Raw genomic sequence first — 22042 nt, 5'->3', positions numbered from 1 at the left:
TGCCAGCTACTTACGCAACGGGCGCGGCCGAGGCCAGTGCACCCGTGGAACTGGCTTTGCCAGGCCACTGGGTGCGTTCCCCTCCCGCGAAGCGAGAGAGGGGGAAGACGCGAAGCGGCTCAGGGGGTGTTTCATACCGCTGTGTCATCTGTCCAGCCGCCGCCCAGGGCCTTCATTAGCACCAGGCGTGTGTCGAGCTGGCGAGCACGCAGGTCCACGGCCAGGCGGCGCTGGGCCAGCACCTGGCTCTCGGTGGAGAGCACCACCAGGTAGTTGCCCAGGCCCGCGCGGTAGCGCTCTTGTGCAAAGCGGTAGGCTTTTTCAGCACTGGCCACGGCCTCGTCCTGCAGGGCCTGCTGGCGGGTAAGCGACTGGATGGAGGCCACGGCGTCGCCCGCTTCCTTGACCGCATCGAGCACAGCGGCGTTGTACTGGGCGATGGCGGCGTCCAGCTCGGCAGCGCGGCCGCCCAGCTGGGCGCGCAGGCGGCCGCCGTCAAAGATCGGCAGGCGCAGCGCGGGCGTCACACCCATCTGGCGCGAGCTGCCGTTGAACAAGCGGTCCAGCCCCAGCGAGTTCAGGCCAATGAAGGCGCCAATGTTGATGTTGGGATAGAACTCGCTGCGCGCGCTATTCACGCCTTGCGTCGCAGCCTCCACGCGCCAGCGGGCGGCCACCACGTCGGGGCGGCGGCCCAGCAGGTCGGCACCCAGCACCTCGGGCACGGCGGTGGGCTGCAGGGTGGCGAGTTGCGGCGTGACCGTGGGCAGCGCGTCGGGCGCCTGGCCGGTCAGCGCAGCCAGCTGGCGGCGGGCCAGGGTGATCTGTTCTTCGAGCGCTTCGATCTGCGTGCGTGCATCGGGCACGGCGGCCTGGGCCTGGGTCAGCTCGACCTGGCTGTCCAGGCCTGCAGAGGTGCGCTCTTGCGTGAGCTTGCGTTGCTCTTCGCGCTGCGCCAGCGCCCGCACGGCCACGTCGCGCTGGGCCACCAGCCGGGCTAGCGCCACATAGCTGCGGCCCACCTGGGCGGCCAGGGTGTTGGCGGCGGCGGCTGCATCGGCCTGGGCGGCGCGGGCCTGGCCCAGCGCGGCCTGCAGCTCGGCAGCGTGCTGGCCAAAGAAGTCGGGCGACCAGCTCAGCGTGGCCTGCACGGTGCCGCTGTTGTACGTGTTGCCGGCCACCGGGGCGGGCACCAGGCCGTTGGCGGTGTAGCGCTGGCGGGTGGCGTCCACGCCCAGCGTGGCCTGCGGGCCGTTGGCCGCCTCGCGCACCTGGCTCAGTGCCACGGCCTGCCCCAGCCGCGCGCGGCTGACGGCCAGGCTGGGGTTGCCTCGCAGGGCTTGGTCGATCAGGGTGTTGAGCTGCTCGTCACCCAGCGCTTTCCACCACTGGCTGGGGGCGGCGGTGTCGGTGGCTGCGGCGTTCAGGCCCGCGGCCGAAGGGGTGGTTTGCGCCAGCGGCGTGTGGGCAGTGCCGGGGCTGGCGCAGCCCACCAGCAGGAGGGCGGCGGCCAGCGCCAGGGCTGATACCGCGAAATGCGCGGCCAGGGCCGAGCGGGTGGAGGGCAGGGGGGATGGGGTGTTCACGGGGTTCTCCAGAATGGTTTTGGGGTGTTGTGTGGAGGAAAACGGTGTGGGCTGTCTGTGTGTTCAGTCGGCGTCTGCGCCGCGCTGCTGGCGCAGCGCTTCGCCATTGGCCAGCATGCGGCGCAGCAGGCGCAGCAGCAGTTGCCATTCGTCATGGGTGAAGTCGCTCAGGTGGCCGTTGAGCACGTCGGCCAGCACTGGGGGCACCTGGGCCGCCACTTTGTCGCCCTCGGGGGTGAGTGCCAGTTGCACCACGCGGCGGTCGGTGGTGGAGCGCTCGCGCGCCACCAGGCCCTTGGCCTCCAGGCGGTCCAGTGCGCGGGTCATGGAGGCCGGGTCGGTCTCCAGGTCCCGCGCCAGGCTGGCTACGGTGGTGGTGGGGCAACGCGAGATCTTGAACAGCGGCAGCCACTGGGCGTAGGTCAGGTCGTGGGTGGACAGCTGCGCATCGGCCTGGGTGCGGATGGACGTCATCACCTTGCGCATCAGGTAGCCCACGCTGTTTTCGGGCTGAAGCTGGTGGGGGCTGTAGAAGCCAGGGCCGGGCTGCGACGGCGAGGAGGTGTGGGAAGTCATGGAGGGTGAATTTAATTGACTAGACAATTATTGTCTTGGCAAATAGATAACACCCGCGATGTACTCAGGGTTTTTACGGGGTCATGGTTGCTATCAAAGGGACTGCTATAAATGAATACAGACGTGCGCAGGGGACCAATTTGGCATTGAGCCGACGGTACAGCAGATGAGAGTGGGCCGCCCGCGCAGGCCCGTGCAGCGCGTGGACGTATCGGCTATTGACCGGTCAGGCGCTGCGCCCAGGCGGGCAGCGGCTGGGCCAAGGGCGTGACCTGGGCGGGGGAGCACACGGCCACCAGCTGCGGCCCGGTGCTGGTGCCGGTGGCTTCGGCAGCGTCATACAGATAGGACACATCCGCCTGCCGCACGGCCTGGGCCAGGTTGTCCATGGTGCGGGGGTAGCGGGCCAGGATGCGTTCGGGCGGCACCGGGTGCCCACCTTCGCGCACGCGCTGCGCCACGCGGGCCAGCAGCCGGGCCGGGTCGTCCAGCGCCACGATGTACAGGGCCACGGTGTAGCCGCAGCGCTGGGCTTCTTCGATCAGCGCCAGTTTGGATGGGTGCGAAAACACGGTTTCGCTGGCGAAGTCTGCGCCTTCGCGCAGCAGGGTGGCACGGCGGTCATCGGCCCATTGGCGGGCGGCTTCGGACCGGGCTTCGGGGTCAGCAATGTGCTGCAGGTGCGCCTGTTCATACAGGTCGGCGTTCACAAACTCCAGCGGCGGACCCAGGATGCCTTCGCGCACCAGGGCGCGGTACAGCGTGGATTTGCCCGCGCCGTTCGGGCCTGCCAGCAGGTGGAACCAGCGGGGTGGCGTGTTGTGGCGGGGCGGTGAGAAGGGCTGCTGGGCGGGGGGCACCATTCAGTGTGAGGCGACAGGGGTGGCGGCTTTGGCCTGGTTCTCCAGCACAACCTCACGCACCCGCTGCGCCAGCGTGCCGCGCGTTTGGGCTGCCAGCAGGCGGGCGGTGAGGGCATCCACCGACGTGGGGGCCGCCAGGGTGGCGGTGCGCGCCGCTGCGGCTTCGTACTGCTCGATGGCGCTGCGGGCTTCCTGCACGCTCAGGCCCGTGTGTTCCACGATCTGGCCCAGCGTGGCCCAGTATTCGATCTGGCTGGCCACCGAGCGGCGCATGGGCTGCGCGGCCTGGCGGGCCTGCTCCACCAGGTGGGCGGGGAGCTTGACGGAAGAAAAGGCAGTGGCGGACATGGCGATCTCCTGATTGGCGCATTTTGCGCCAATCGGGGCGTGAAAGCAAAGTGCTCTGCCGGCCTCACTCTCTCCGTGTAAGGGTATAGGGCGATACCATGCGCGCTCAAACCTTCATTCACCCGCTGATTCAGCCTGCAGACTGCCCTATGACCGAATCTCCCTTGCTCGCATCCGCCCCTTCCGCCATCCCACCGCTGCGTTTTGCTGTGATGGGCGCGGGCGCCGTAGGATGCTACTTTGGCGCCTTGCTGGCCCGGGCGGGCCATGCCGTCACGCTTATCGGGCGGCCGGCCCATGTGCTGGCGATACGGGACAACGGCTTGCGGCTGCAGACGGCGGAAATGGACGTGCAAGTGCCCCTGGCGGCCAGCACCGAGGCCAGCGCAGTGCACGGCGCGGACGTGGTGCTGTTCTGCGTGAAGTCGTCCGATTCGGAAGACGCTGCACAGCAGATTCGCCCCCATCTGGCGCCTGGCGCGCTGGTGCTGACCTTGCAGAACGGTGTGGACAACGACGAGCGCGTGCGCGCCGTGCTGGACGCCAGCACCCCCGTGGCAGCCGCTGTGGTCTATGTAGCTACTGCCATGGGCGGCCCGGGGCATGTGGTGCACCATGGCCGGGGCGAGTTGGTGATTGCACCTTCGCCGCGCAGCGACGAGGTGGCCCGCCAGCTCACGGCAGCGGGCATCCCTACCCAGGTGTCAGACAACGTGCGCGGCGCGCTCTGGGCCAAGCTGGTGCTCAACAGCGCCTACAACGCGCTGTCGGCCCTGTCGCAGCAGCCCTACGGCCCGCTGGTGCAGGTGCCCGGCGTGACGCAGGTGATTGCCGACATCGTGGCCGAATGCCTGGCCGTGGCGGCGGCCGATGGGGTGACGATTCCGGGCGATGTGCAGGCGGCGGTGCGCGGCATTGCCAGCACCATGCCCGGGCAGTATTCGTCCACCGCGCAGGATCTGGCGCGGGGCAAACCCACCGAGATTGATCACCTGAACGGTTATGTGGTCAAGCGAGGCGCCGCCTTGGGCGTGCCGACGCCGCTGAACCACGCGCTGCAGGTGCTGGTCAAGTTGGCGGAGATGAAACGCGCGGCAGGTTGAGCCGGGGATCCGTCAGGCCAGGGCCGCCTCTTCCAGCAGCCGCTCGCGCACTTCCTGAGCGGCCTGCACCATGTGGCGCAGGGCGGCTTCGGTCTCGGGCCAGCCCCGGGTCTTGAGGCCGCAGTCGGGGTTCACCCACAGGTGCTCCACGGGCACGACCTCGGCGGCTTTTTCGAGCAGCGCGGCCATCTCCTGCACGCCGGGCACGCGGGGCGAGTGGATGTCGTACACGCCGGGGCCGATCTCGTTCGGGTACTTGAAGTCGCCAAAGCCCTGCAGCAGCTCCATGTCCGACCGGCTCGTCTCAATCGTGATCACATCCGCGTCCATGGCCGCGATGGCGGGCAGGATGTCGTTGAACTCGCTGTAGCACATGTGGGTGTGGATCTGCGTGTCGTTGCGCACGCCGCTGGCACTGATGCGGAAGGCGCGCGTGGCGCGGTCCAGGTAGCTCTTCCACCCCGCGCGGCGCAGCGGCAGCCCTTCGCGAATGGCGGGCTCGTCGATCTGGATGATGGCGATGCCGGCGGCTTCCAGGTCGCACACCTCGTCGCGGATCGCCCAGGCGATCTGGTCGGCCGTGGTGGCGCGGGGCTGGTCGTCGCGCACAAAGCTCCATTGCAGGATGGTGATGGGGCCGGTGAGCATGCCTTTCATGGGCTTGGCGGTGAGACTCTGCGCGTACTGGGTCCAGGCCACCGTCATGGGCGTGGGGCGGGCCACATCGCCGTAGATGATGGGCGGCTTCACGCAGCGCGAGCCATAGCTCTGCACCCAGCCGTTGGCGGTGAAGGCAAAGCCGTCGAGCTGCTCGCCAAAGTATTCGACCATGTCGTTGCGCTCGGCCTCGCCGTGCACCAGCACGTCAATGCCCAGCGCTTCCTGCTTGCGCACGGCCAGGGCAATTTCGGCATCCATCTTCTGTTGGTAGTGGGCCGCATCCAGTGTCCCGCGCTTGAAGGCGGCGCGTGCGGCGCGGATCTCGGCCGTCTGCGGGAATGAGCCAATCGTGGTGGTGGGCAGCAGCGGCAGCTTGAGCCGTGCGCGCTGGGCCTTTTGCCGGGCAGGGAAGGCGCTGGCGCGCTGATCGGCCCCTGGCGCGGCCGCGGCAATGCGGGCCGCCACGGTGGCGCGGTGCACGCGTGGGCTGGCGCGGCGGGCGGCCAGGGCGGTGCGGGCGGCGTGCAGTTCGTCGTCTACCGCCGCTTCGCCTTGCGATAAGGCGGTAGAAAGAACACGCAGTTCGTCCAGCTTTTCCACCGCAAACGCCAGCCACGACTTCACCTCGGCATCCAGCTGCGTTTCGGCCTCTAAGCTGAACGGCACATGCAGCAGAGAGCACGACGGTGCCAGCCACAACTCGCCCTGGTGCTTGTCGGCCACGGGCCGCAGCTTTTGCAGCGCCGCATCCAGGTCGGTGCGCCAGATGTTGCGGCCGTCCACGATGCCCACCGACAGCACTTTGTGCGACGGCAACCAGTCGGCCACGCCCACCAGTTCGTCAGGGGCGCGCACGGCGTCCACATGCAGGCCGGCCACGGGCAGCTGGCAGGCCAGGCGCAGGTTCTCGGCCAGGGGCGAGAAGTAGGTGGCCAGCAGCAGCTTGGGCGCGCTGCGGGCGAGTTGCCAGTAGCTGGGCTCAAAGGCGTGGCGCCACACGTCGGGCAGGTCCAGGCCCAGGATGGGTTCGTCGACCTGCACCCATTCCACGCCCTGGGCCTTCAGGCGTGCCAGCACGGCTTCGTACACGGGCAGCAGGGACTCCAGCAGGCTGAAGCGGTCAAAGCCCGCCGTTTTGGATTTGCCCAGCCACAAAAAGCTCAGCGGCCCCAGCAGCACGGCTTTGACGCGGTGGCCCAGCGCCTGGGCCTCGGCCACCTCAGCAAACAGGCGCTCGCTGGCCAGGTGGAACTGGGTGTGGGCGCTGAACTCGGGCACGAGGTAGTGGTAGTTGGTGTCAAACCACTTGGTCATCTCCAGCGCGGGCTGGCCAGCGGTGGTGTGTTTTGCGGTGCAACCGGCGCTGCAGCCTTGGTGGTCGTCTGAGGCGTGCGCCGACACACCCCGCGCCATTGCAAAGTAGCGCGCCAGCTCGGGCGTGTGGGCATCAAAGCCAAAACGCGCAGGCTCGCAGCCCAGCAGCTGGATGTGGTTGGCCACATGGTCGTACAGCGCAAAGTCGCCCACGGTCACACAACCCAGGCACGCATCGGCCTGCGCCTGCCAGTGTTGCTGGCGCAGCTGGGCAGCGGTGGCCTGCAATTCGGCCTCGGTGCTGTCGCCGCGCCAGAAGGATTCGAGCGCGAATTTCAGCGCGCGCTGCGCCCCCATGCGCGGAAAGCCCAGCGTGTGCGTGAGCACGGGGCGGCGGGTGGTTGGAGCGGCGAGCGACATGGTGATTTCCTTCTTCTGAATGGAGCAATGCAATGAAGGCACCGATGGTCGCGCGGGCTCGTTTATTATTCAAACGAAAGTTTTAGTCGATCAACTTGAAAATTAATAATGAATCAGTCGATTCTGGAAGTGCGCCACCTGCGCACGCTGGTGGCCCTGCGTGACAGCGGCAGCCTGGTACGGGCCGCGCAGTTGCTCAACCTCACGCAGTCGGCGCTGTCGCACCAGATCAAGCTGCTGGAAGACCGCTACGGCCAGCCGCTGTTTGAGCGCAAATCGGTGCCGCCGCAGTTCACTGCCGTGGGCGAACGCCTGCTGGCGCTGGCCGATGCGATGCTGCCGCAGGTGGAAGGGGCCGAACGCGACATTGCCCGCCTGGTGCTGGGGCAGGGTGGGCAGATGCGCATTGCGGTGGAATGCCACACCTGTTTTGACTGGCTGATGCCCGCCATGGATGCCTTTCGCACCCGCTGGCCCGAGGTGGAGCTGGACATCGTGAGCGGCTTCCACGCCGACCCGGTGGGCCTGTTGCACCAGGGCCGGGCCGATGTGGCCATCGTGTCCGAGGTGGATGCCGACGAGGCGGGCGTGGACTACCACGCGCTGTTTGGCTTTGAGATCCGCGCGCTGCTGGCCAACACGCACCCGCTGGTGGCCAATTCGCACCTGGTGGCGCAGGACTTTGCCGACCAGACCATCATCACCTACCCCGTGCCCGACGAAATGCTGGACCTGATCCGCCAGGTGCTGGAGCCCGCCGGCGTGCGCCCCCCGCGCCGCACCACCGAGCTGACGGTGGCTATGCTGCAACTGGTGGCCAGCGGGCGCGGCGTGGCGGCGCTGCCGCTGTGGGCGGTGCAGAGCTATCTGGACCGGGGGTACGTGACGGCGCGACCCATCGGAAGCAACGGCCTGCGCGGCGAGTTGCACGCCGCCTGCCTGCCCAGCCTGTCGGCCAAGCCGTATCTGCAAGACTTTGTGCAGGTGACGCGCGAGACGAGCTTCGTCACGCTGAAGGGCGTAGAGCTACTTTGATGGATCCGGCGCGTACTTGTCACCCACTTCTTCGCGCAGCGGGTGGGTGTCGTAGACGATGTTCATGTCGCGGATGCGGGTGCTGCCCGCATCAAACGTGAACACATCCACGCAGGTGAACGTCACTTCGCGCCCATCGTTCAAGGTCCAGTCGTAGCGGAAGTAGGCGGCGACCCGCACGGCGCCGCCGTTGTCTGGCTGGGCGGAGACGAACAGATCCAGCACGGTGATCACGCTGCTGCTGGAGGCCTGGGCGAGCTTTTGGAAAAAGTCGCTCGCGCGCATGGTGCCCAGGAAGGGCGAATGCACCACGCCATCGTCTTCAAAGCAGGCAATCAGCCCGTCGGTGTGGCTGGCGTGCAGGTGGGCGAGGTAGGTGCGGACGGTGTCGAGTGGCGTGGTCATGGGCAGGAGCGTGGTGAAGAAAGAAGCCCAGAGCTTCGCCGCGCCCGGCGGCTGCGGCAAGAGACAATGGCGCCTCATACATAAAAGCTGCTTATGTATCTGCGCTACTTGCACTACCTCCAAGCTGTCATCGACCAAGGCTCGTTTGCGCGCGCGGCGCAGGCCTGTGGGGTGTCGCAGCCCGCCATCAGCCAGGGCATGAAGGCGCTGCAGGCGCAGTTCGACACGCCCCTGCTGGTGCGGGATGGGCGCCGTTATGTGCCGACCGACCTGGCCCGGCGAGTGGTGGCCGAAGGCGCGCCGCTGGCCCAGCGCATCGACGCCTTGCCGCAGGCCCGCCGGGCCGCTGTGGACCGCAATCGGTTGCGCGTGGGGCTCACGGCGTCCGCCGCGCTGGTCTGTGGGCCGCTTCTGTACGAGGCCTGGTGTCTGCCGCAGCCCCAGCGTTCACTGGAGATGACCACCGCCGACGAGGGGAGCCTGCTGACGGGCCTGCTGCATGGCAGTTTCGACGCCGTGATTGCGCCCCGGCCGCGCCAGTTTGCCCACCCGGATGTGGTGCAGTGGCGCTTGTACGAGCTGCAGCCGCAAATTTATGCACGGCGCCGCCACCCGCTAGCGCAGGCCCGGTCACTGGCCGATTTGCAAGGCGCCGCCTGGGGCTGTGTGGGCCCGAGCGTGAGCGGCCCGGTGGACGTGCTGACCGAGGCGCACCGCGTGCGGCGCATGCCAGTGCCGCGCATGGCTGTGCGCTGCCCGGACTTTGCCAGCCTGCTGAACCTGGTGGTGGGCTCTGACCTGCTGGCCGTGCTGCCACACCCCGCGCTGCTGGGGGCTGCGGCAGAGCAGGTGGTGCCGCTGCAACTGTCCGAGGCACTGCCGCTGTATGGCATGTGGCTGTTCGAGCGCAAGGCGCGCAAGCCCCGCTTGGGGCCGGAGGTGTTTGCGGGGCGGGTGTGAGGCAGGGGCGCCCGGGTGTGGAGCTTGATGCTATTTATTTGATAGCTGACAAGGCATGATGGACGCGCGCAAACAGCCTAAAAAGCGGCTCTCTTCCGTTTCGGGTGGAACACTACAGTTCAAATAAATCCATTGACACCCCCTGAACAGGAGCCCTCCCGATGCAAGAAGCGTTGTTCTGCCAAGCGTTGGGGCTGGCCGCGCCCTGGGCTGTGGAGCGTGTTGCACTGGATGTCGAGCGCAGCCGCATCGACCTGTACGTGGTCTGGCAATCGGGCAGTGCCGCCTGCCCCGTTTGCGCCGCAGCTGAGCAGAAACTGCATGACCACCGCCAGCGCAGCTGGCGGCATCTTGATTTCTTTCAGTTCGAAGCCTACGTGCACTGCGCGCTGCCTCGCGTGTCATGCAGCGCCTGCAGCTCTACGACCCAGCTGAGTGTTCCCTGGGCGCGAGAGGGCAGCCGCTTCACGCTCATGTTCGAGGCTCTGGCTCTGACGCTGGCCCGTGAGATGCCGGTGGCCGCGTGTGCACGCATCCTGCGCTGTGCGGACAACGCCTTGTGGCGCCAGATCGATGCCCATGTCAGCTTGGCGCGCGCCAAGGAGAGCTACGCGGGTGTGGCGGTCATCGGTATCGATGAGACCAGCTGCGCCAAAGGCCACAGCTACATCACCCTGGTGCACGATCTTGAGCGGGCGCGACTGATCTACGCCACACCCGGCAAGGATGCCAGCACCGTGCAGCGCTTTGCGGCGGACCTCAAGAGCCACCAAGGCAGGCCCGAAGCCATCCAGGTGGTGTGCATGGACATGTCCAAGGCCTTTATCGCAGGAGCAGGCCAGCACTTGCCCCAGGCGGCCATTGCCTTTGATGGCTTTCATGTGGTGCAGATGGCCAACCGGGCAGTGGACGCAGTGCGGCGGGAAGAGGCCCGGGGCGAGCGCTGGCTCAAGAAGACCCGTTGGTGCTGGCTCAAGGACAAAGCCAAGTGGACGGACAAAGAGCAGGCAAAGATGGATTGGCTGCCTCGCACCCGATTGAAGACCGCCAGGGCGTGGCGGATGAAGGAGGCGCTGCGCGATGTTTACAGGAACTCAGACGCGGATGCCGCCAGCAGTGCACAGGCACTCAAGAAATGGCTGCACTGGGCGCAACGCAGCCGCTTGCAGCCCTTCAAGGACTTGGCCAAGACCATCCAGCAACACTGGGCGGGAATACTCCAGGCGTTTGATGCTTCTCATCTGCACACCGGCTATGTGGAGGCGGTGAACTCACTGTTGCAAGCAGCTAAGGCCAAGGCGCGTGGCTATGGCACCACCGATCACTTCATCGCCATGGCGTTCTTGATTGCTGGCAAGCTCACTCACCTGCCAGGCAGTCCTTTGCGAAAAGCAAGGGCCTGACCATGGCTCTGGTGGGGAATGTGGCGTTCCACCCGAAATGGAAGAGAGCCTAAAAAGCTTGAAAAACCAACGGTCAGCCAGCCACCGTGCCTGGCACCGGCACCCGCACGGCACCCGAGGTATAGAACGCATGCAGGTTCTCCAGCACCAGGTCCGCCATCGCACGGCGGGTTTCGTGCGTGGCACTGGCGGTGTGGGGGGTGAGCACCACGTTGTCCAGCGCCATCAGGGCGGCGGGCACATGGGGTTCGTTGTCGAACACGTCCAGGCCCGCACCGGCGATGCGGCGCTCGGCCAGGGCGTCGATGAGCGCCGCCTCATCCACCACGCTGCCACGCGCCACGTTGATGAGGTAGCCCTGCGGGCCCAGGGCATCGAGCACATCGCGGTTGACCAGGTGGCGCGTGCCCGCGCCGCCCGCCACTGTCAGCACCAGGTAGTCGGCCCACTCGGCCAGTGCGGTCAGCGACTCGAAGTAGGGTAGCGCGCAGCCCTCGGCCGGGCGGCGGTTGTGGTAGCCCACCTCCATGCGGAAGCCCGCCGCGCGCTCGGCCACGGCCTGGCCGATGCGGCCCATGCCCACGATGCCCAGGCGTTTGCCCGACACCCGCGTGCCCAGCGCAAACCGCGCCTTGGGCCATTGGCCCTGGCGCACAAACCGGTCGCTGGCGGCAATGCCGCGCGACACGTCCAGCATCAGCGCAAACGCCATGTCGGCCACACAGTCGTTGAGCACGCCGGGCGTGTAGCCCACCTGCACGCCACGCGCCTTGGCCGCGCCGATATCCAGCGCATCAAAGCCCACGCCAAAACTGCTGATGACCTGCAGGTGGGGCAGTGCGGCGATCACCTCGCCCTGGAGCCCGATGGACGCCGTGGTGACCACGCCCGAAAACTCCGCACCGTGCGCCGCCAGAAAACCCTGCGGGTCGGCCTGGTCGGCCAGGCAGGCTACGCTGTAGCGTGCGGCCAGTTCGGTTTCGAGGGCGGGCAAGGGCAGGCGGCCGATTTGCAGGATGCGGGGCTGGGAGGTAGCTGTCATGGGGCTGTGAAGGGTTTCGGGGGGCGCCGGAATAAAAACAAAGGGCCGCGCGTGGCGGCCCTGCGGGCTACATCATGCCGCTACACGCACGGCCTGGCGAGCCAGCAGCTTCCACTGGCCGCCTTGCTGTTGCCACACGCCCAGGATCTTGATCTGCACCTTGCCGGGCTTGCCCGAGTCGTTGGTGTCGGCCGTGAGGGTGTGGCGCACGATGGCAGAGTTGCCCACCACCTTGATGGTCTGGTCGGTGATGGCGATGGTTACGAAGTCAGACTTGCCCGCCACCAGATCGCCAATGAAGCTGTCCTTGGTGTCCACGCGGCCGCCCGAGTGGCCATAGCTCAGGTCGTCGGCCACGAGGGCAGTCAGCGCAGCGGGCGTGGGATCGATCATGGCCAAGCGCAGGCGTTCGGCAGCGGCGGCCACAGCCTGCTCGGAAGCGGCCGGTGCAGGGGTCGCCGCGGCGGTGGTCGCGTGGCTGGCGCAGCCACTCAGCGTGACAAGGGCCAGGGCGCTGGCTGCGGCGAGGATGAGGGTCTTGAGCATGTTGTCTGTCTCCTGATGGTGTTGTGTGTTGGCGTGCCGCGTTGGCACCACACGCCCGTGCACGGCCAGGCGCGTGGTGTGTGGAATCGCTGAAAAAAGGGCCTGGAAAACCAGGCCCTTGGAGGCATCCGTCAGGCCACACTTACTGCGGGCCGAGCTTGTCGATCAGCGCCTTGAGCTCTTCCATCTCGCCGGGCTTCAAGTCCGTCAGCGGCGCGCGCACCGGCCCGCCGTCGTGGCCCACGATGCGGGCACCTGCCTTGATGATGGAGACGCCATAGCCTTCCACGCGGTTGCGGATGGCCAGGTAGGGCATGAAGAAGGATTTGAGCAAGCGGTGCTGGGTGGCCGTGTCGTCACTGGCCACGGCCTTGTAGAACTCCATTGCAGTCTTGGGGATAAAGTTGAACACCGCCGACGAATACACCGGCGTGCCCAGCGCCTTGTAGGCCGCCGCATACACCTCGGCCGTGGGCAGGCCGCCCAGGTACGAAAAGCGGTCGCCCATCTTCATGTAGATGGAGGACATCACCTCGATGTTGCCCACGCCGTCCTTGAAGCCCACCAGGTTCGGGCAGCGGTCGGCCAGGATGGCCAGGGACTCGGCCGTGAGCTTGGTGCGGTCGCGGTTGTAGACGATCACGCCGAACTTCACGCTCTTGCAGACCTGCTCCACATGGGCGATCAGTCCTTCCTGTCCCGCTTCGGTCAGGTAGTGTGGCAAGAGCAGGATGCCGTGGGCGCCCAGGCGCTCGGCCTCTTGCGCATGGGCAATGGCCGTACGGGTGGGGCCACCGGCACCGGCAATGATGGGCACCTTGCCACGGCAGGTATCCACTGCGGTCTTGATGACCTGGCCGTACTCGGGGCCCGACAGCGAGAAATACTCGCCCGTACCACCGGCGGCAAACAGCGCGCTGGCGCCGTAGGGGGCCAGCCATTCCAGGCGCTCGATATAGGTCTTGGGGCGGAATTCGCCCTGCTCGTCAAAGTCCGTGATCGGGAACGACAGCAGGCCGGAGCCCATGATGGTTTTCAGTTCTTGGGGAGTCATGTCAGTGCGGGGCGGTAGTTGGAAATGGGAAGGCGAGGGAGAAGGTGTGAGTGAATACCGCATGTCCGAGCAGGCTGCCAAAACGCGGCCGGTCTAGGCGCAAAGCGCAGCCATAGCGCGGGCTATGGCGAGCATTTGCAACGACGAGCGGGCGTGTTGTGACGGGATGAGCGGGCATGAGAGGTTCGCTGACACCTTCTTAGTCGAGCTTGATGTTGGCGGCCTTCACCACGGTGGCCCAGCGGGCGCGTTCCTTGGCGAAGAACTGGTCTTGTTCGGCAGGGGTCATGGTGACCACCTCGGCGCCCTGGCCGGCCAGGCGCGAACGGATCTCGGGCGCACGAATGGCGGTGATCAGCGCCTTGTTGAGCTTCTGCACGACGGCTTCCGGCGTGCCACGCGGCACCAGAATGCCTTGCCATGTGCCCGATTCGAAACCGGGCACGCCCTGCTCGGCAATGGTGGGCACGTCGCCGATCAGCGGCATGCGCGTGGCCTTGGAGACGCCCAGCACCTTGAGCTTGCCGTTTTGCACGTGGGGCAGGGTGGCGAGCATGCCGTTCATCAGGATCTGCGTCTGCCCGGCCACGGTGTCCTGGATGGCGGTGACGCCGCCCTTGTAGGGGATGTATTGCCAGCGCGCACCGGCGGCGCGTTCCAGTGCCACACCAGCGACGTGGGGGGCGCTGCCGGTGGCGGTGACGGCGAAGTTCAGGTCGTTCTTCTTCGAGTACGCCACCAGCTCCTTGAGGTTGCTGACGGGCACCGAGGGATGCACCACCAGCAGGTGGGGCGAGTAGGCCAGCATGGTCACGCCACGCAGGTCTTTGGAGGGGTCAAACGACAGCTTGGTATAGACCGAAGGGCTGATGGCCAGCGCGCCCACGTCGCACAGCAGCATGGTGTAGCCATCGGGTTCGGCCTTGGCCACAAAGTCGGCGCCCAGGTTGCCGTTGGCGCCGGGCTTGTTCTCCACGATGACGGACTGCTTGAGCGCCTCGGACATCGCCTGGCTGATGGAGCGGGCAATGATGTCCGAGCTGCCGCCGGGCGGGTAGGGCACCACGATGCGCAGGGTTTTTGCAGGCCAGTCTGCGCTTTGTGCGGTGGCGGAGGCCGCTGCCAGGGTGGCGATGCAGGCGAAAAGGGCGGCTCTACGGCGCAGGGTCATGGAATGTCTCCTGAGTGATGTTGTTAGTCATCGTACAACTAAGATTGCAAAATGGCAATACATGCCGTGAGAATTTTGGGTGGCCTTAGGGCGGATTGAGGGTTTTCACTAGCTCTTTCCTGACCGCATTCCTCCTCTGCCAGGCAGGTGAGGAATCCTTGCAGATTGTTCGTCGAAATTCGGGTAATCCCTGCGTGTGTAAGACAGGCTTGTGGTGACAATGCTGATTTTGTTGTACGACAACATATAACGTATGACAAAACTCAACCGCTCCGCCAACAGCTGGGTGCCTCAGCACACAGCCCGGCAGATGACCATCCACCCACACAACCCGCGGTCCAGGCCCTGCTACCGCGCAGACCCCTTCGGGAGACGGCAATGACCTCTACACCACGCATACGCACCCGGGTGGCACAACTGGCACTGGCAGCCGTTGCCGCGCTGTCCACCCCCGGCGCCTGGGCGGCAACCTGGGTGTATGTCGCCAACGCGGACAGCCAGGATGTCTCGGTGCTGGAACTGGACCGCAACACTGCCACGCTCAAGCCGGTAGACACCGTGCCGCTGGGCGGCACCGCCATGCCGATGGCCGTGAGCCCTGACAAGAAGGTGCTGTACGTGGCGTTGCGCTCGCAGCCTTTCAGGGTGGTGAGCCTGGCGATCGACCCCACCAGCGGCAAGCTGCGCAAGCTGGGCGAGGCCCCGCTGGCCGACAGCATGGCCAACATCGACACCGATGCCACGGGCCGCTGGCTGTTTGCGGCCTCGTACCCCGGCCACAAGATCACGGTCAACAGCATTGGCAAGGATGGGGCGGTGGGCGCGGTGCAGCAGCTCATCCCCACGGCGCCCCACGCGCACGCCATCCACGCCGATGCGGCCAACCGCCATGTGTTTGCCACCAGCCTGGGGGGCGACAACCTTTCGGCGTGGCGTTTTGATGCCGAGAGCGGCCGGCTCACCGCCCATGAACCCGCGCTCACGCAGGTTGCTCCCGAAAAATCCGGCCCGCGCCACTTTGTGTGGGATACCGCCCAGCGCACCATGTATGTGCTGAACGAGCTGGATGCCGCCGTACATGTGATGGCTTACGACAAGGAGCGCGGCACGCTGCGCCCGGTGCAGCGCACCACGGCACTGCCCGCAGGCTTTAACGGCAAGCCCTGGGCCGCCGACATTCACCTGTCGCCCGACGGCCGCACGCTGTATGCGTCCGAGCGCACCTCCAGCACGCTGAGCAGCTTTCGCGTCGACGCTGCCACCGGCCAGCTGCAGCCGCTGGGCCAGGTGCCCACCGAGAAATCACCGCGCGGTTTTGCGGTGGATTCTTCAGGCCGATTTCTGATCGCGGCAGGGCAGGAGTCGCACCACCTGGCGCTACACCCCATCGACCCGGCCACCGGCATCCCCGGCACGCCCACGCGGGTGCCGGTGGGCAAGAACCCCAATTGGGTCGAGATCGTCGATCTGCCCTGAGCGTCCATTGCATTGCACGCGCCAGCTGCACCGGCTTTTTTGCGCTCCGTTTTTTCTATCGCCGTTCCGTTCACCATTCACAAAACACCCAGGAGACACCACCATGCAACGCAGAACCCTCATCCACACCGCCGCCCTGGCGGCCGCAGCCTTCAGCACCCTTGTCAGCCTGCCCGCCACAGCCCAGGGCACCTGGCCCACCGGCAAACCCATCACCTACATGGTGCCGTTTGCTGCAGGTGGCACCACCGACACGCTGGCGCGGCTGATTGGCCAGCAACTGGGTACTCCCCTGGGCACCACGGTGGTGGTGGAGAACAAGGGCGGCGCGGCGGGCAGCATCGGCTCTGAAGCTGCTGCGCGCTCTGCGCCCGATGGCTACACCCTGCTGGGCGGCACCGTCAGCTCGCACGCCATCAACGTGAGCCTCTACCCCAAGCTGGGCTACGACCCCATCAAGTCCTTCAGCCCCGTCACGCTGATCGGCACCAACCCGGTCGTGCTGGTGGTGGCGGCCAACAGCCCTTACAAAACCCTCAAGGACGTGCTGGCGGGGGCGAAGGGCAAGCAAGGCGGCCTGTCGTCGGCCTCGGCCGGCACAGGCAGCTCGCAGCATTTGGCCGTGGAGTTGCTGGCGTACAAGTCGGGCGTGAAGTTCACCCACATCCCCTACAAGGGCAGCGGCCCGGCCATCCAGGATGTGATCAGCGGCCAGGTGGACATGATGTTTGACACCACGGTGGTGGCCGCGCCGCACATCCAGAGCGGCAAGCTGCGCGCCATTGCCGTCACCTCACCCCAGCGCCTGGCCTCCATGCCCGACGTGCCCACCGTGGCCGAGTCCGGCGTGGCGGAACTCAAGGACTTCCAGGTGCAGTCCTGGCAGGCCATCTTTGTGCCGGCTGGCACGCCCACGCCCGTGGTCACGCGCCTGCACGACGAGATCCGCAAGATCCTGGCCCAGCCGGACATGCAAACCCGCCTGAAGGGCTTTGGCATGGAGCCCGCCGACATGACCGTGGCCCAGATTGCTGCGTTCCAGAAGGCCGAAGTCGAGAAGTGGGCTCAGGTTATCAAGGCCGCCAATATCAAGGTAGATTGAACGCCTGCCTAACTCTGATCTCCCTGTGAAGACTTTGCGGAACCGCCTGCGGGCTGTTCCGCTTTTTTATGGTGTCAGCGCATGCGAGTTGGTCAGCCGGTGGCGCTGCCGCTGCCGTCCGCAGAGCGCGCGGTCAGCAGAAAGTCGGGGTGCTGGCCGGTCAGCAGCAGGAACATCGCAAACACCGGCCCCTGCATGTTGCGCTCGTCGCTCATGCTCTCCAGCGCCTGCCAGGTGCGCGACTGCACGCCGCCCCGGCTGCCGGTCTGCAGCGGGTAGCCCATGAGTTCGGCCGCCTGGGCCTGGCTCAGCCCCGCGGCAGTGCGGGCGGCCTTGAGCTGATCGCCGGTGGGCACGGGCATGGCGAGAGCGAGGGCAGGGCGTGGCGGCTGGGACATAGGTTTGCTATAAAAGTAGGAGCTATTTGGGCTTGATGGACGAGCGCAGAGGCCCATTTTTACCCAAAATTGCGCGCCAACATCCGGGTGTGGTGCTGCTGCGTCACTGGACAAACTGGTGGGGTGCGCCTCTGGGGCATGGCGGGGGGCCGCTCCTAGAATTCGCTCGCGCTTGACGAAAGACAACACCACAACACGCCGCGCACCCTGCGGCATCCGAGGAGGGACCTGTGAGCTACACCATCCAGATCTGGGAAAAGCCCGCCGATTGGCCCTGGCCCACCACCAAGGCCGAGGCGGACGCGCAGTACGAGCGTGCGGAGGTGGGCCCCCAGGTGCCGATGAACCCCAAGTTCGCGGCCTGGGCCCAGGCCGTCGAGCAGCGCTCTCCCGGGTTCTGGGACATCTACCTTGGCGGCCCTGAAATGACCGACCCGACCTGGGGCGTGGGCATCAACACCCGCGCTTCGGATTGGGGCGCTCCGTTTGACGATGGCTGGGAGCAGGCAGTGCGCCTGGGCCTGAACCTGTACGACCCGCAAAGCGGCGTGCACTACCTGGCCAACGGCGATGCGCCCGAAGAGCCCGATCTGCCCGTGCAGCGTGCGGCGCGCGCCCGCAAGGCGGGCGACGACGCCACCGCCTGGGCCGAATACCGCCGCTGGGCCGCGCGCGGCAACCCTCACGCCCTCTACGCCCTGGGCCGTGCCTTGCGTTTTGGCACCATGGGCCAGCGCAGGCACTTCGACCTGGCGGCCGCGCTGCAGTTGATGGGCGCCCACGACGCAGAGACCCGCAAGGATGCCCAGGCCTTCTATGGGCGCTTTCCGGAACAAGCCAAGGAGCGTGTACAGGCACTGATGGTGCGACTGAAGGCTGCCCCTGGGGAGCAATTGCTGCGCATCGTAGACGAAGAGCGCAAGGCGGTGGACGACGCTGTGGCCCGCTGCGAACAGTTGGCGCTGTACTCGCGCAGGCGCATTGAAGCCACCGACGCCCTGGAGCCCGCCGCAGCACAGGGGCATGAGGTCGCGGCTTTCCTGCACGCGCTGGATGTCGTGATCGGCTGGGAGCAGCCCAACTACGAAAACGCCCGCACCTGGTGCCAGCGTGCGGCCGAATGGGATTACGAGCCCGCCAAGCGCCTTTTGGCCGTGATGCACGAGCGCGGCTGGGGTGGGCCAGTGGACACGCAGCAGGCCGCGAAGTGGAACACCGCCGCGCAAGAGCAGCGGCAGCAGGCGCTGAAAAAGAAGCAGGCCCAGGAAGCGTCAGAATCGCCGGGTGGCCTGAGCCTTGCGCCCATGACCCCGGCCGCGCCTGCGCCGGCGCCGGTGGTGTGGACCGGCAACCCCCTGCGCGACCTGCCGGGCTGGTACGCCCGCGAGGGCGATCCGCACGCCGCGTTTCACCTGGGCACCAGCGACGAACATGGCCGCTATGGCGGCCCCGTGAACCTGGCCCAGGCCCGCGCCTGGTATGCCCAGGCGGCCGAGGCAGGCCACGCCGACGCCACGTACAACCTGGGCACCTTCGTCGAAAGCGGCAAGGGAGGCCCCAAAGACGCAATGGTGGCCAAGGCGTTGTTCATGCTGGCCAATACGCGTGGCACCACCATGCAGATTGCCGACCTGCGCATCAAGCCACAGGACCAGGGGCCTGTGCGGGCGGTGGTGACGGCCTTGCGCGAGCCGGGGCGGCTGCGCGCCGTGCTGCAGGAGCGTGGGCTGTCGCCCAGCATCGCAGCGCCTGGCGCCTCGTCATCTGCCGCAGTGGCTGGTGCAGTTGCTGCAGGACTGTCCGCCACGGAGTGGGGGCGGGCCGATGGTGCCCCTGCAGCCCCCGTAGCGCCTGCGCGTGCCCAGCCTTCCCAGCCGCCGTCGCCCAGCCGCTCGCGCAGCCGGGTGGACGATGAGGAGGAGGAAGACGACGGGCACAGGCACGGCGCACAGTCCTCGTTTTCCCTCCACCTGGGCCATGTTGCGCTGGCCATCGGCGTCACCAATGCCGTGCTGCTCATCGCCTTCTTCAAGCCCGGTGCGAGCTTCCGCATGGGCATGTTTGGCCTGGGACTGGTCGCAGCCTTTGGTGCCTGGCGCACAGCGCGCGACTTTGACTGGTCGCCCCTGGCGCGCGCTGTGGTGGCCGTATTGGCCGCAGTGCCGATGGTGGGCATGGCCGTATGCCTGGGCCTGCTGTTCAAGGCGGTGCGCGAGCGCGGCTAAGCGCGTTCTTGACCGGTCGTTACCTCGTGCGCCAGCATCTGCGCAAAGTACGACTCGGGCTGGATGTTGGTGTAGTTAGGAATGTCTGCCGACAGCTCGGCCATCGTCGCCTTGGCCGCCGTTTGGGCCTGCTTCAGGTCGCTGAAGAATGCGTTGGTGAGCGCCACCACCTGGCCCGGGCGCGGCTCGCCAGGGTAGAGAACACGGTCGCTCTCCAGCCGCACCAGGCCCAGCGGCTGCAATGCTGCGCGGGCGATGCGCATGTGCTCGGAGTGGTAGTAGTCGTGGTTGAAGGTGGCGCCTTCACGCCAGCGGTAAACGGCGGTGACTTTGATCATTGGTGCGATTCCATCCGGTGGTTGAAACCCGCCACCGTAGGGACAATACACCCGCCGCACAGCCGCGTGCGCGACAGCGTGTCGCCCATGTGGCTCGTATCCGTCCTCGCCGACTCAGTCTTCTTCCGATTCGCCCAGGAACCCGCCGCTCTGGTGCCCCCACAGCCGCGCATACACGCCGCCCTGGCCCAGCAGCTGCGCGTGGGTGCCTTCTTCGACGATGCGGCCTGCGTCCATCACGATGAGGCGGTCCATGGCGGCAATGGTGGACAGCCGGTGCGCAATGGCAATCACCGTCTTGCCCTGCATCAGGCCGTCCAGGCTTTGCTGGATGGCGGCTTCCACCTCGGAGTCGAGCGCGCTGGTGGCTTCGTCCAGCAGCAGGATGGGCGCGTCCTTGAGCATCACGCGTGCAATGGCCACGCGCTGGCGCTGGCCGCCCGAGAGTTTGACGCCGCGCTCGCCCACATGGGCCTCATAGCCTGTGCGCCCCTGCAGGTCGGTGAGCGTGGCGATGAAATCCGCCGCCTCGGCGCGCTCGGCCGCCTGGTGCAGGTCGGCCTCGCTGGCGTCGGGGCGGCCGTACAGGATGTTGTCGCGCATGGAGCGGTGCAGCAGCGAGGTGTCTTGCGTGACCATGCCGATGTTGCGGCGCAGGCTGTCCTGCGTGACATGGGCGATGTCCTGCCCGTCGATCAGGATGCGGCCCGACTGCACGTCATGAAAGCGCAGCAGCAGGTTGACCAGCGTGGACTTGCCCGCGCCCGAGCGGCCAATCAGGCCGATTTTCTCCCCGGGGCGGATGGTCAGGTTGAGCCGGTCGATGACCGGGCGGGCCCCGGGGCCGCTGCCGTAGGCAAAGGTCATGCCCTCAAAATGCACTTCGCCCTGCGTCACAACGAGTGGTTTAGCGTCGGGCGCGTCCACCACGGTGCGGGGTTTGGTCAGCGTGTTGATGCCATCCTGGATGGTGCCCACGCTCTCGAACAGGGTGGTCATCTCCCACATCACCCAGTGGGCGTGGCCGGACACGCGCAGGGTCATGGCGGTGACGGCGGCCACGGCACCGGCACCGACTTCGCCCGCCGACCACAGCCACAGCGCGGTGCCGCAGGCGCTGAGGATCATGGCCACCACCAGGATGTGGTTCACGATCTCGAACCGGCTCACCAGGCGCATCTGGGCATAGCCCGTGAGCTTGAACGCGTCCATGGCGGCACGCGCAAATTCAGACTCGCGCCGCGTGTGCGAGAACAGCTTGACGGTGGCGATGTTGGTGTACGCGTCGGTAATGCGCCCGGTCATCACCGAGCGCGCATCGGCCTGCGCCTTGCCCACCTTGCCCAGGCGCGGCACAAAGTACCAGCAGGCCAGGCCATAGGCCACCATCCACGCGGCAAAAGGCGCCAGCAGCCGCGCGTCGAACCCGGCCAGCAACACGAGGATGGTGACAAGGTAGATGCCCATGCCGATCACCACGTCGGTGGTCGTGAAGATCATGTCGCGCACGGCAAGGGCCGTCTGCATGATCTTGGTGGTGATGCGGCCCGCAAACTCGTCCGCGTAGAACGCCATGCTCTGGCCCAGCATCAGCCGGTGAAAGTTCCAGCGCAAGCGCAGTGGGAAGTTGATGGCCAGCACCTGGTGCTTGATGCTGGTCTGCACGGCCACCAGCAGCACCGAGGCCAGGAGCAGGGCGGTGATGCCCATCAACTCTCCTTTGCGCTGGGCCCACAGCGCACCCGGGGCCGTGCTGGAGATCCAGTCCACCACATGGCCGAGCACCGCAAACAGCAGCGCTTCATAGATGGCAATGGCCGCAGACAGGCCTGCCATGGCTGCTACATAGCCACGCAGGCCACGGGTGCCATCCCACACAAAGGCCATGAAGTCTTTGGGGGGCAGGTGAGGTTCGGCGGGGGGATAGGGGGGAAGGCGGCTTTCGAAAAAACGGAACAAAGTCAGAACTCCTTGTCCACCATGGTACGTGCGGTGGTACCGCTCTGTGGCGCCCGGC

At 66.7% G+C, this 22042-nt stretch carries 20 protein-coding genes; 7 read left to right on the top strand and 13 right to left on the bottom strand.

Annotated features, from left to right (window positions below; genetic code table 11):
- Nucleotides 1-131: 131 nt before the first annotated feature.
- The 4 genes from C8C94_RS07295 to C8C94_RS07280 all read right to left on the bottom strand — a co-directional run bounded on the left by C8C94_RS07295 (nt 132) and on the right by C8C94_RS07280 (nt 3373).
- Nucleotides 132-1586 carry an efflux transporter outer membrane subunit gene (locus C8C94_RS07295; RefSeq protein ID WP_233573431.1) on the bottom strand — a complete coding sequence of 485 codons (1455 nt, stop codon included), beginning with the start codon at nt 1584-1586 and terminating at the stop codon, nt 132-134.
- 63 nt (nt 1587-1649) lie between these two features.
- Complete coding sequence (locus C8C94_RS07290; RefSeq protein ID WP_121420256.1) at nt 1650-2162, bottom strand: MarR family winged helix-turn-helix transcriptional regulator; 513 nt, start codon at nt 2160-2162, stop codon at nt 1650-1652.
- Nucleotides 2163-2377: 215 nt separating this feature from the next.
- Entirely contained in the window at nt 2378-3025 is a 648-nt protein-coding gene (locus tag C8C94_RS07285; RefSeq protein ID WP_055397792.1) for a zeta toxin family protein, read from the bottom strand.
- Complete coding sequence (locus tag C8C94_RS07280) at nt 3026-3373, bottom strand: hypothetical protein (RefSeq protein WP_055397794.1); 348 nt, start codon at nt 3371-3373, stop codon at nt 3026-3028. It abuts the gene before it with no gap.
- Between the two features lie 149 nt (nt 3374-3522).
- On the opposite strand from C8C94_RS07280, the gene C8C94_RS07275 reads away from it, so the two are divergent.
- Nucleotides 3523-4476, top strand: coding sequence for a ketopantoate reductase family protein (locus tag C8C94_RS07275; RefSeq protein ID WP_121420255.1), 954 nt, complete (start codon nt 3523-3525; stop codon nt 4474-4476).
- A gap of 12 nt (nt 4477-4488) precedes the next feature.
- Here the strand turns inward: C8C94_RS07275 and metE are convergent, their stop codons facing one another.
- Entirely contained in the window at nt 4489-6870 is a 2382-nt protein-coding gene (gene metE / locus C8C94_RS07270; protein ID WP_121422756.1) for a 5-methyltetrahydropteroyltriglutamate--homocysteine S-methyltransferase, read from the bottom strand.
- Nucleotides 6871-6978: 108 nt separating this feature from the next.
- Here metE and C8C94_RS07265 point away from each other — a divergent pair, with 108 nt between their 5' ends.
- Nucleotides 6979-7905 carry a LysR family transcriptional regulator gene (locus C8C94_RS07265; RefSeq protein WP_121420254.1) on the top strand — a complete coding sequence of 309 codons (927 nt, stop codon included), beginning with the start codon at nt 6979-6981 and terminating at the stop codon, nt 7903-7905.
- On the opposite strand, the gene C8C94_RS07260 is transcribed toward C8C94_RS07265, so the two are convergent.
- On the bottom strand, nt 7897-8310 hold the full coding sequence (locus C8C94_RS07260) for a nuclear transport factor 2 family protein (RefSeq protein ID WP_121422755.1): 414 nt from the start codon (nt 8308-8310) through the stop codon (nt 7897-7899). The two genes, C8C94_RS07265 and C8C94_RS07260, sit on opposite strands and share 9 nt — an antisense overlap.
- A gap of 93 nt (nt 8311-8403) precedes the next feature.
- Here C8C94_RS07260 and C8C94_RS07255 point away from each other — a divergent pair, with 93 nt between their 5' ends.
- Nucleotides 8404-9270 (top strand): LysR family transcriptional regulator, encoded by an 867-nt coding sequence (locus tag C8C94_RS07255; RefSeq protein ID WP_121420253.1) that lies wholly within the window; start codon nt 8404-8406, stop codon nt 9268-9270.
- Between the two features lie 161 nt (nt 9271-9431).
- Nucleotides 9432-10673, top strand: coding sequence for an ISL3 family transposase (locus tag C8C94_RS07250; protein ID WP_121419550.1), 1242 nt, complete (start codon nt 9432-9434; stop codon nt 10671-10673).
- Nucleotides 10674-10746: 73 nt separating this feature from the next.
- Here the strand turns inward: C8C94_RS07250 and C8C94_RS07245 are convergent, their stop codons facing one another.
- The 4 genes from C8C94_RS07245 to C8C94_RS07230 form a co-directional block, all read right to left on the bottom strand.
- Nucleotides 10747-11715 carry a 2-hydroxyacid dehydrogenase gene (locus C8C94_RS07245; protein ID WP_121420252.1) on the bottom strand — a complete coding sequence of 323 codons (969 nt, stop codon included), beginning with the start codon at nt 11713-11715 and terminating at the stop codon, nt 10747-10749.
- A 72-nt stretch (nt 11716-11787) separates the two neighbouring features.
- Nucleotides 11788-12261, bottom strand: a complete 474-nt coding sequence (locus tag C8C94_RS07240; protein ID WP_121422754.1) for a nuclear transport factor 2 family protein — start codon at nt 12259-12261, stop codon at nt 11788-11790.
- Between the two features lie 142 nt (nt 12262-12403).
- Nucleotides 12404-13315 (bottom strand): 5-dehydro-4-deoxyglucarate dehydratase, encoded by a 912-nt coding sequence (gene kdgD, locus C8C94_RS07235; RefSeq protein ID WP_121420251.1) that lies wholly within the window; start codon nt 13313-13315, stop codon nt 12404-12406.
- Between the two features lie 199 nt (nt 13316-13514).
- Entirely contained in the window at nt 13515-14486 is a 972-nt protein-coding gene (locus C8C94_RS07230; RefSeq protein WP_121420250.1) for a tripartite tricarboxylate transporter substrate binding protein, read from the bottom strand.
- Between the two features lie 378 nt (nt 14487-14864).
- Between C8C94_RS07230 and C8C94_RS07225 the strand changes: the two genes are divergently transcribed.
- Entirely contained in the window at nt 14865-15962 is a 1098-nt protein-coding gene (locus C8C94_RS07225; protein ID WP_121420249.1) for a beta-propeller fold lactonase family protein, read from the top strand.
- 103 nt (nt 15963-16065) lie between these two features.
- Nucleotides 16066-17064: a tripartite tricarboxylate transporter substrate binding protein gene (locus C8C94_RS07220; RefSeq protein WP_121420248.1), complete on the top strand. Its 999-nt coding sequence runs from the start codon at nt 16066-16068 to the stop codon at nt 17062-17064.
- A 92-nt stretch (nt 17065-17156) separates the two neighbouring features.
- On the opposite strand, the gene C8C94_RS07215 is transcribed toward C8C94_RS07220, so the two are convergent.
- Complete coding sequence (locus C8C94_RS07215; RefSeq protein WP_233573430.1) at nt 17157-17426, bottom strand: DNA-binding transcriptional regulator; 270 nt, start codon at nt 17424-17426, stop codon at nt 17157-17159.
- Between the two features lie 266 nt (nt 17427-17692).
- Between C8C94_RS07215 and C8C94_RS07210 the strand changes: the two genes are divergently transcribed.
- A complete protein-coding gene (locus C8C94_RS07210) occupies nt 17693-19687 on the top strand; it encodes a tetratricopeptide repeat protein (protein WP_121420246.1) in 1995 nt (664 codons plus the stop codon).
- Here C8C94_RS07210 and C8C94_RS07205 read toward each other — a convergent pair.
- A complete protein-coding gene (locus C8C94_RS07205; protein ID WP_055397811.1) occupies nt 19684-20025 on the bottom strand; it encodes an EthD family reductase in 342 nt (113 codons plus the stop codon). The genes C8C94_RS07210 and C8C94_RS07205 overlap by 4 nt on opposite strands.
- Before the next feature lie 114 nt (nt 20026-20139).
- Nucleotides 20140-21984, bottom strand: coding sequence for an ABC transporter ATP-binding protein (locus C8C94_RS07200; protein ID WP_121422753.1), 1845 nt, complete (start codon nt 21982-21984; stop codon nt 20140-20142).
- Nucleotides 21985-22042: the final 58 nt, after the last annotated feature.

The sequence above is a fragment of the Acidovorax sp. 94 genome (genome assembly GCF_003634645.1).
Classification (GTDB): Bacteria; Pseudomonadota; Gammaproteobacteria; order Burkholderiales; family Burkholderiaceae_C; genus Acidovorax; species Acidovorax facilis.
This window is presented reverse-complemented; position numbering and strand designations above follow the sequence as displayed.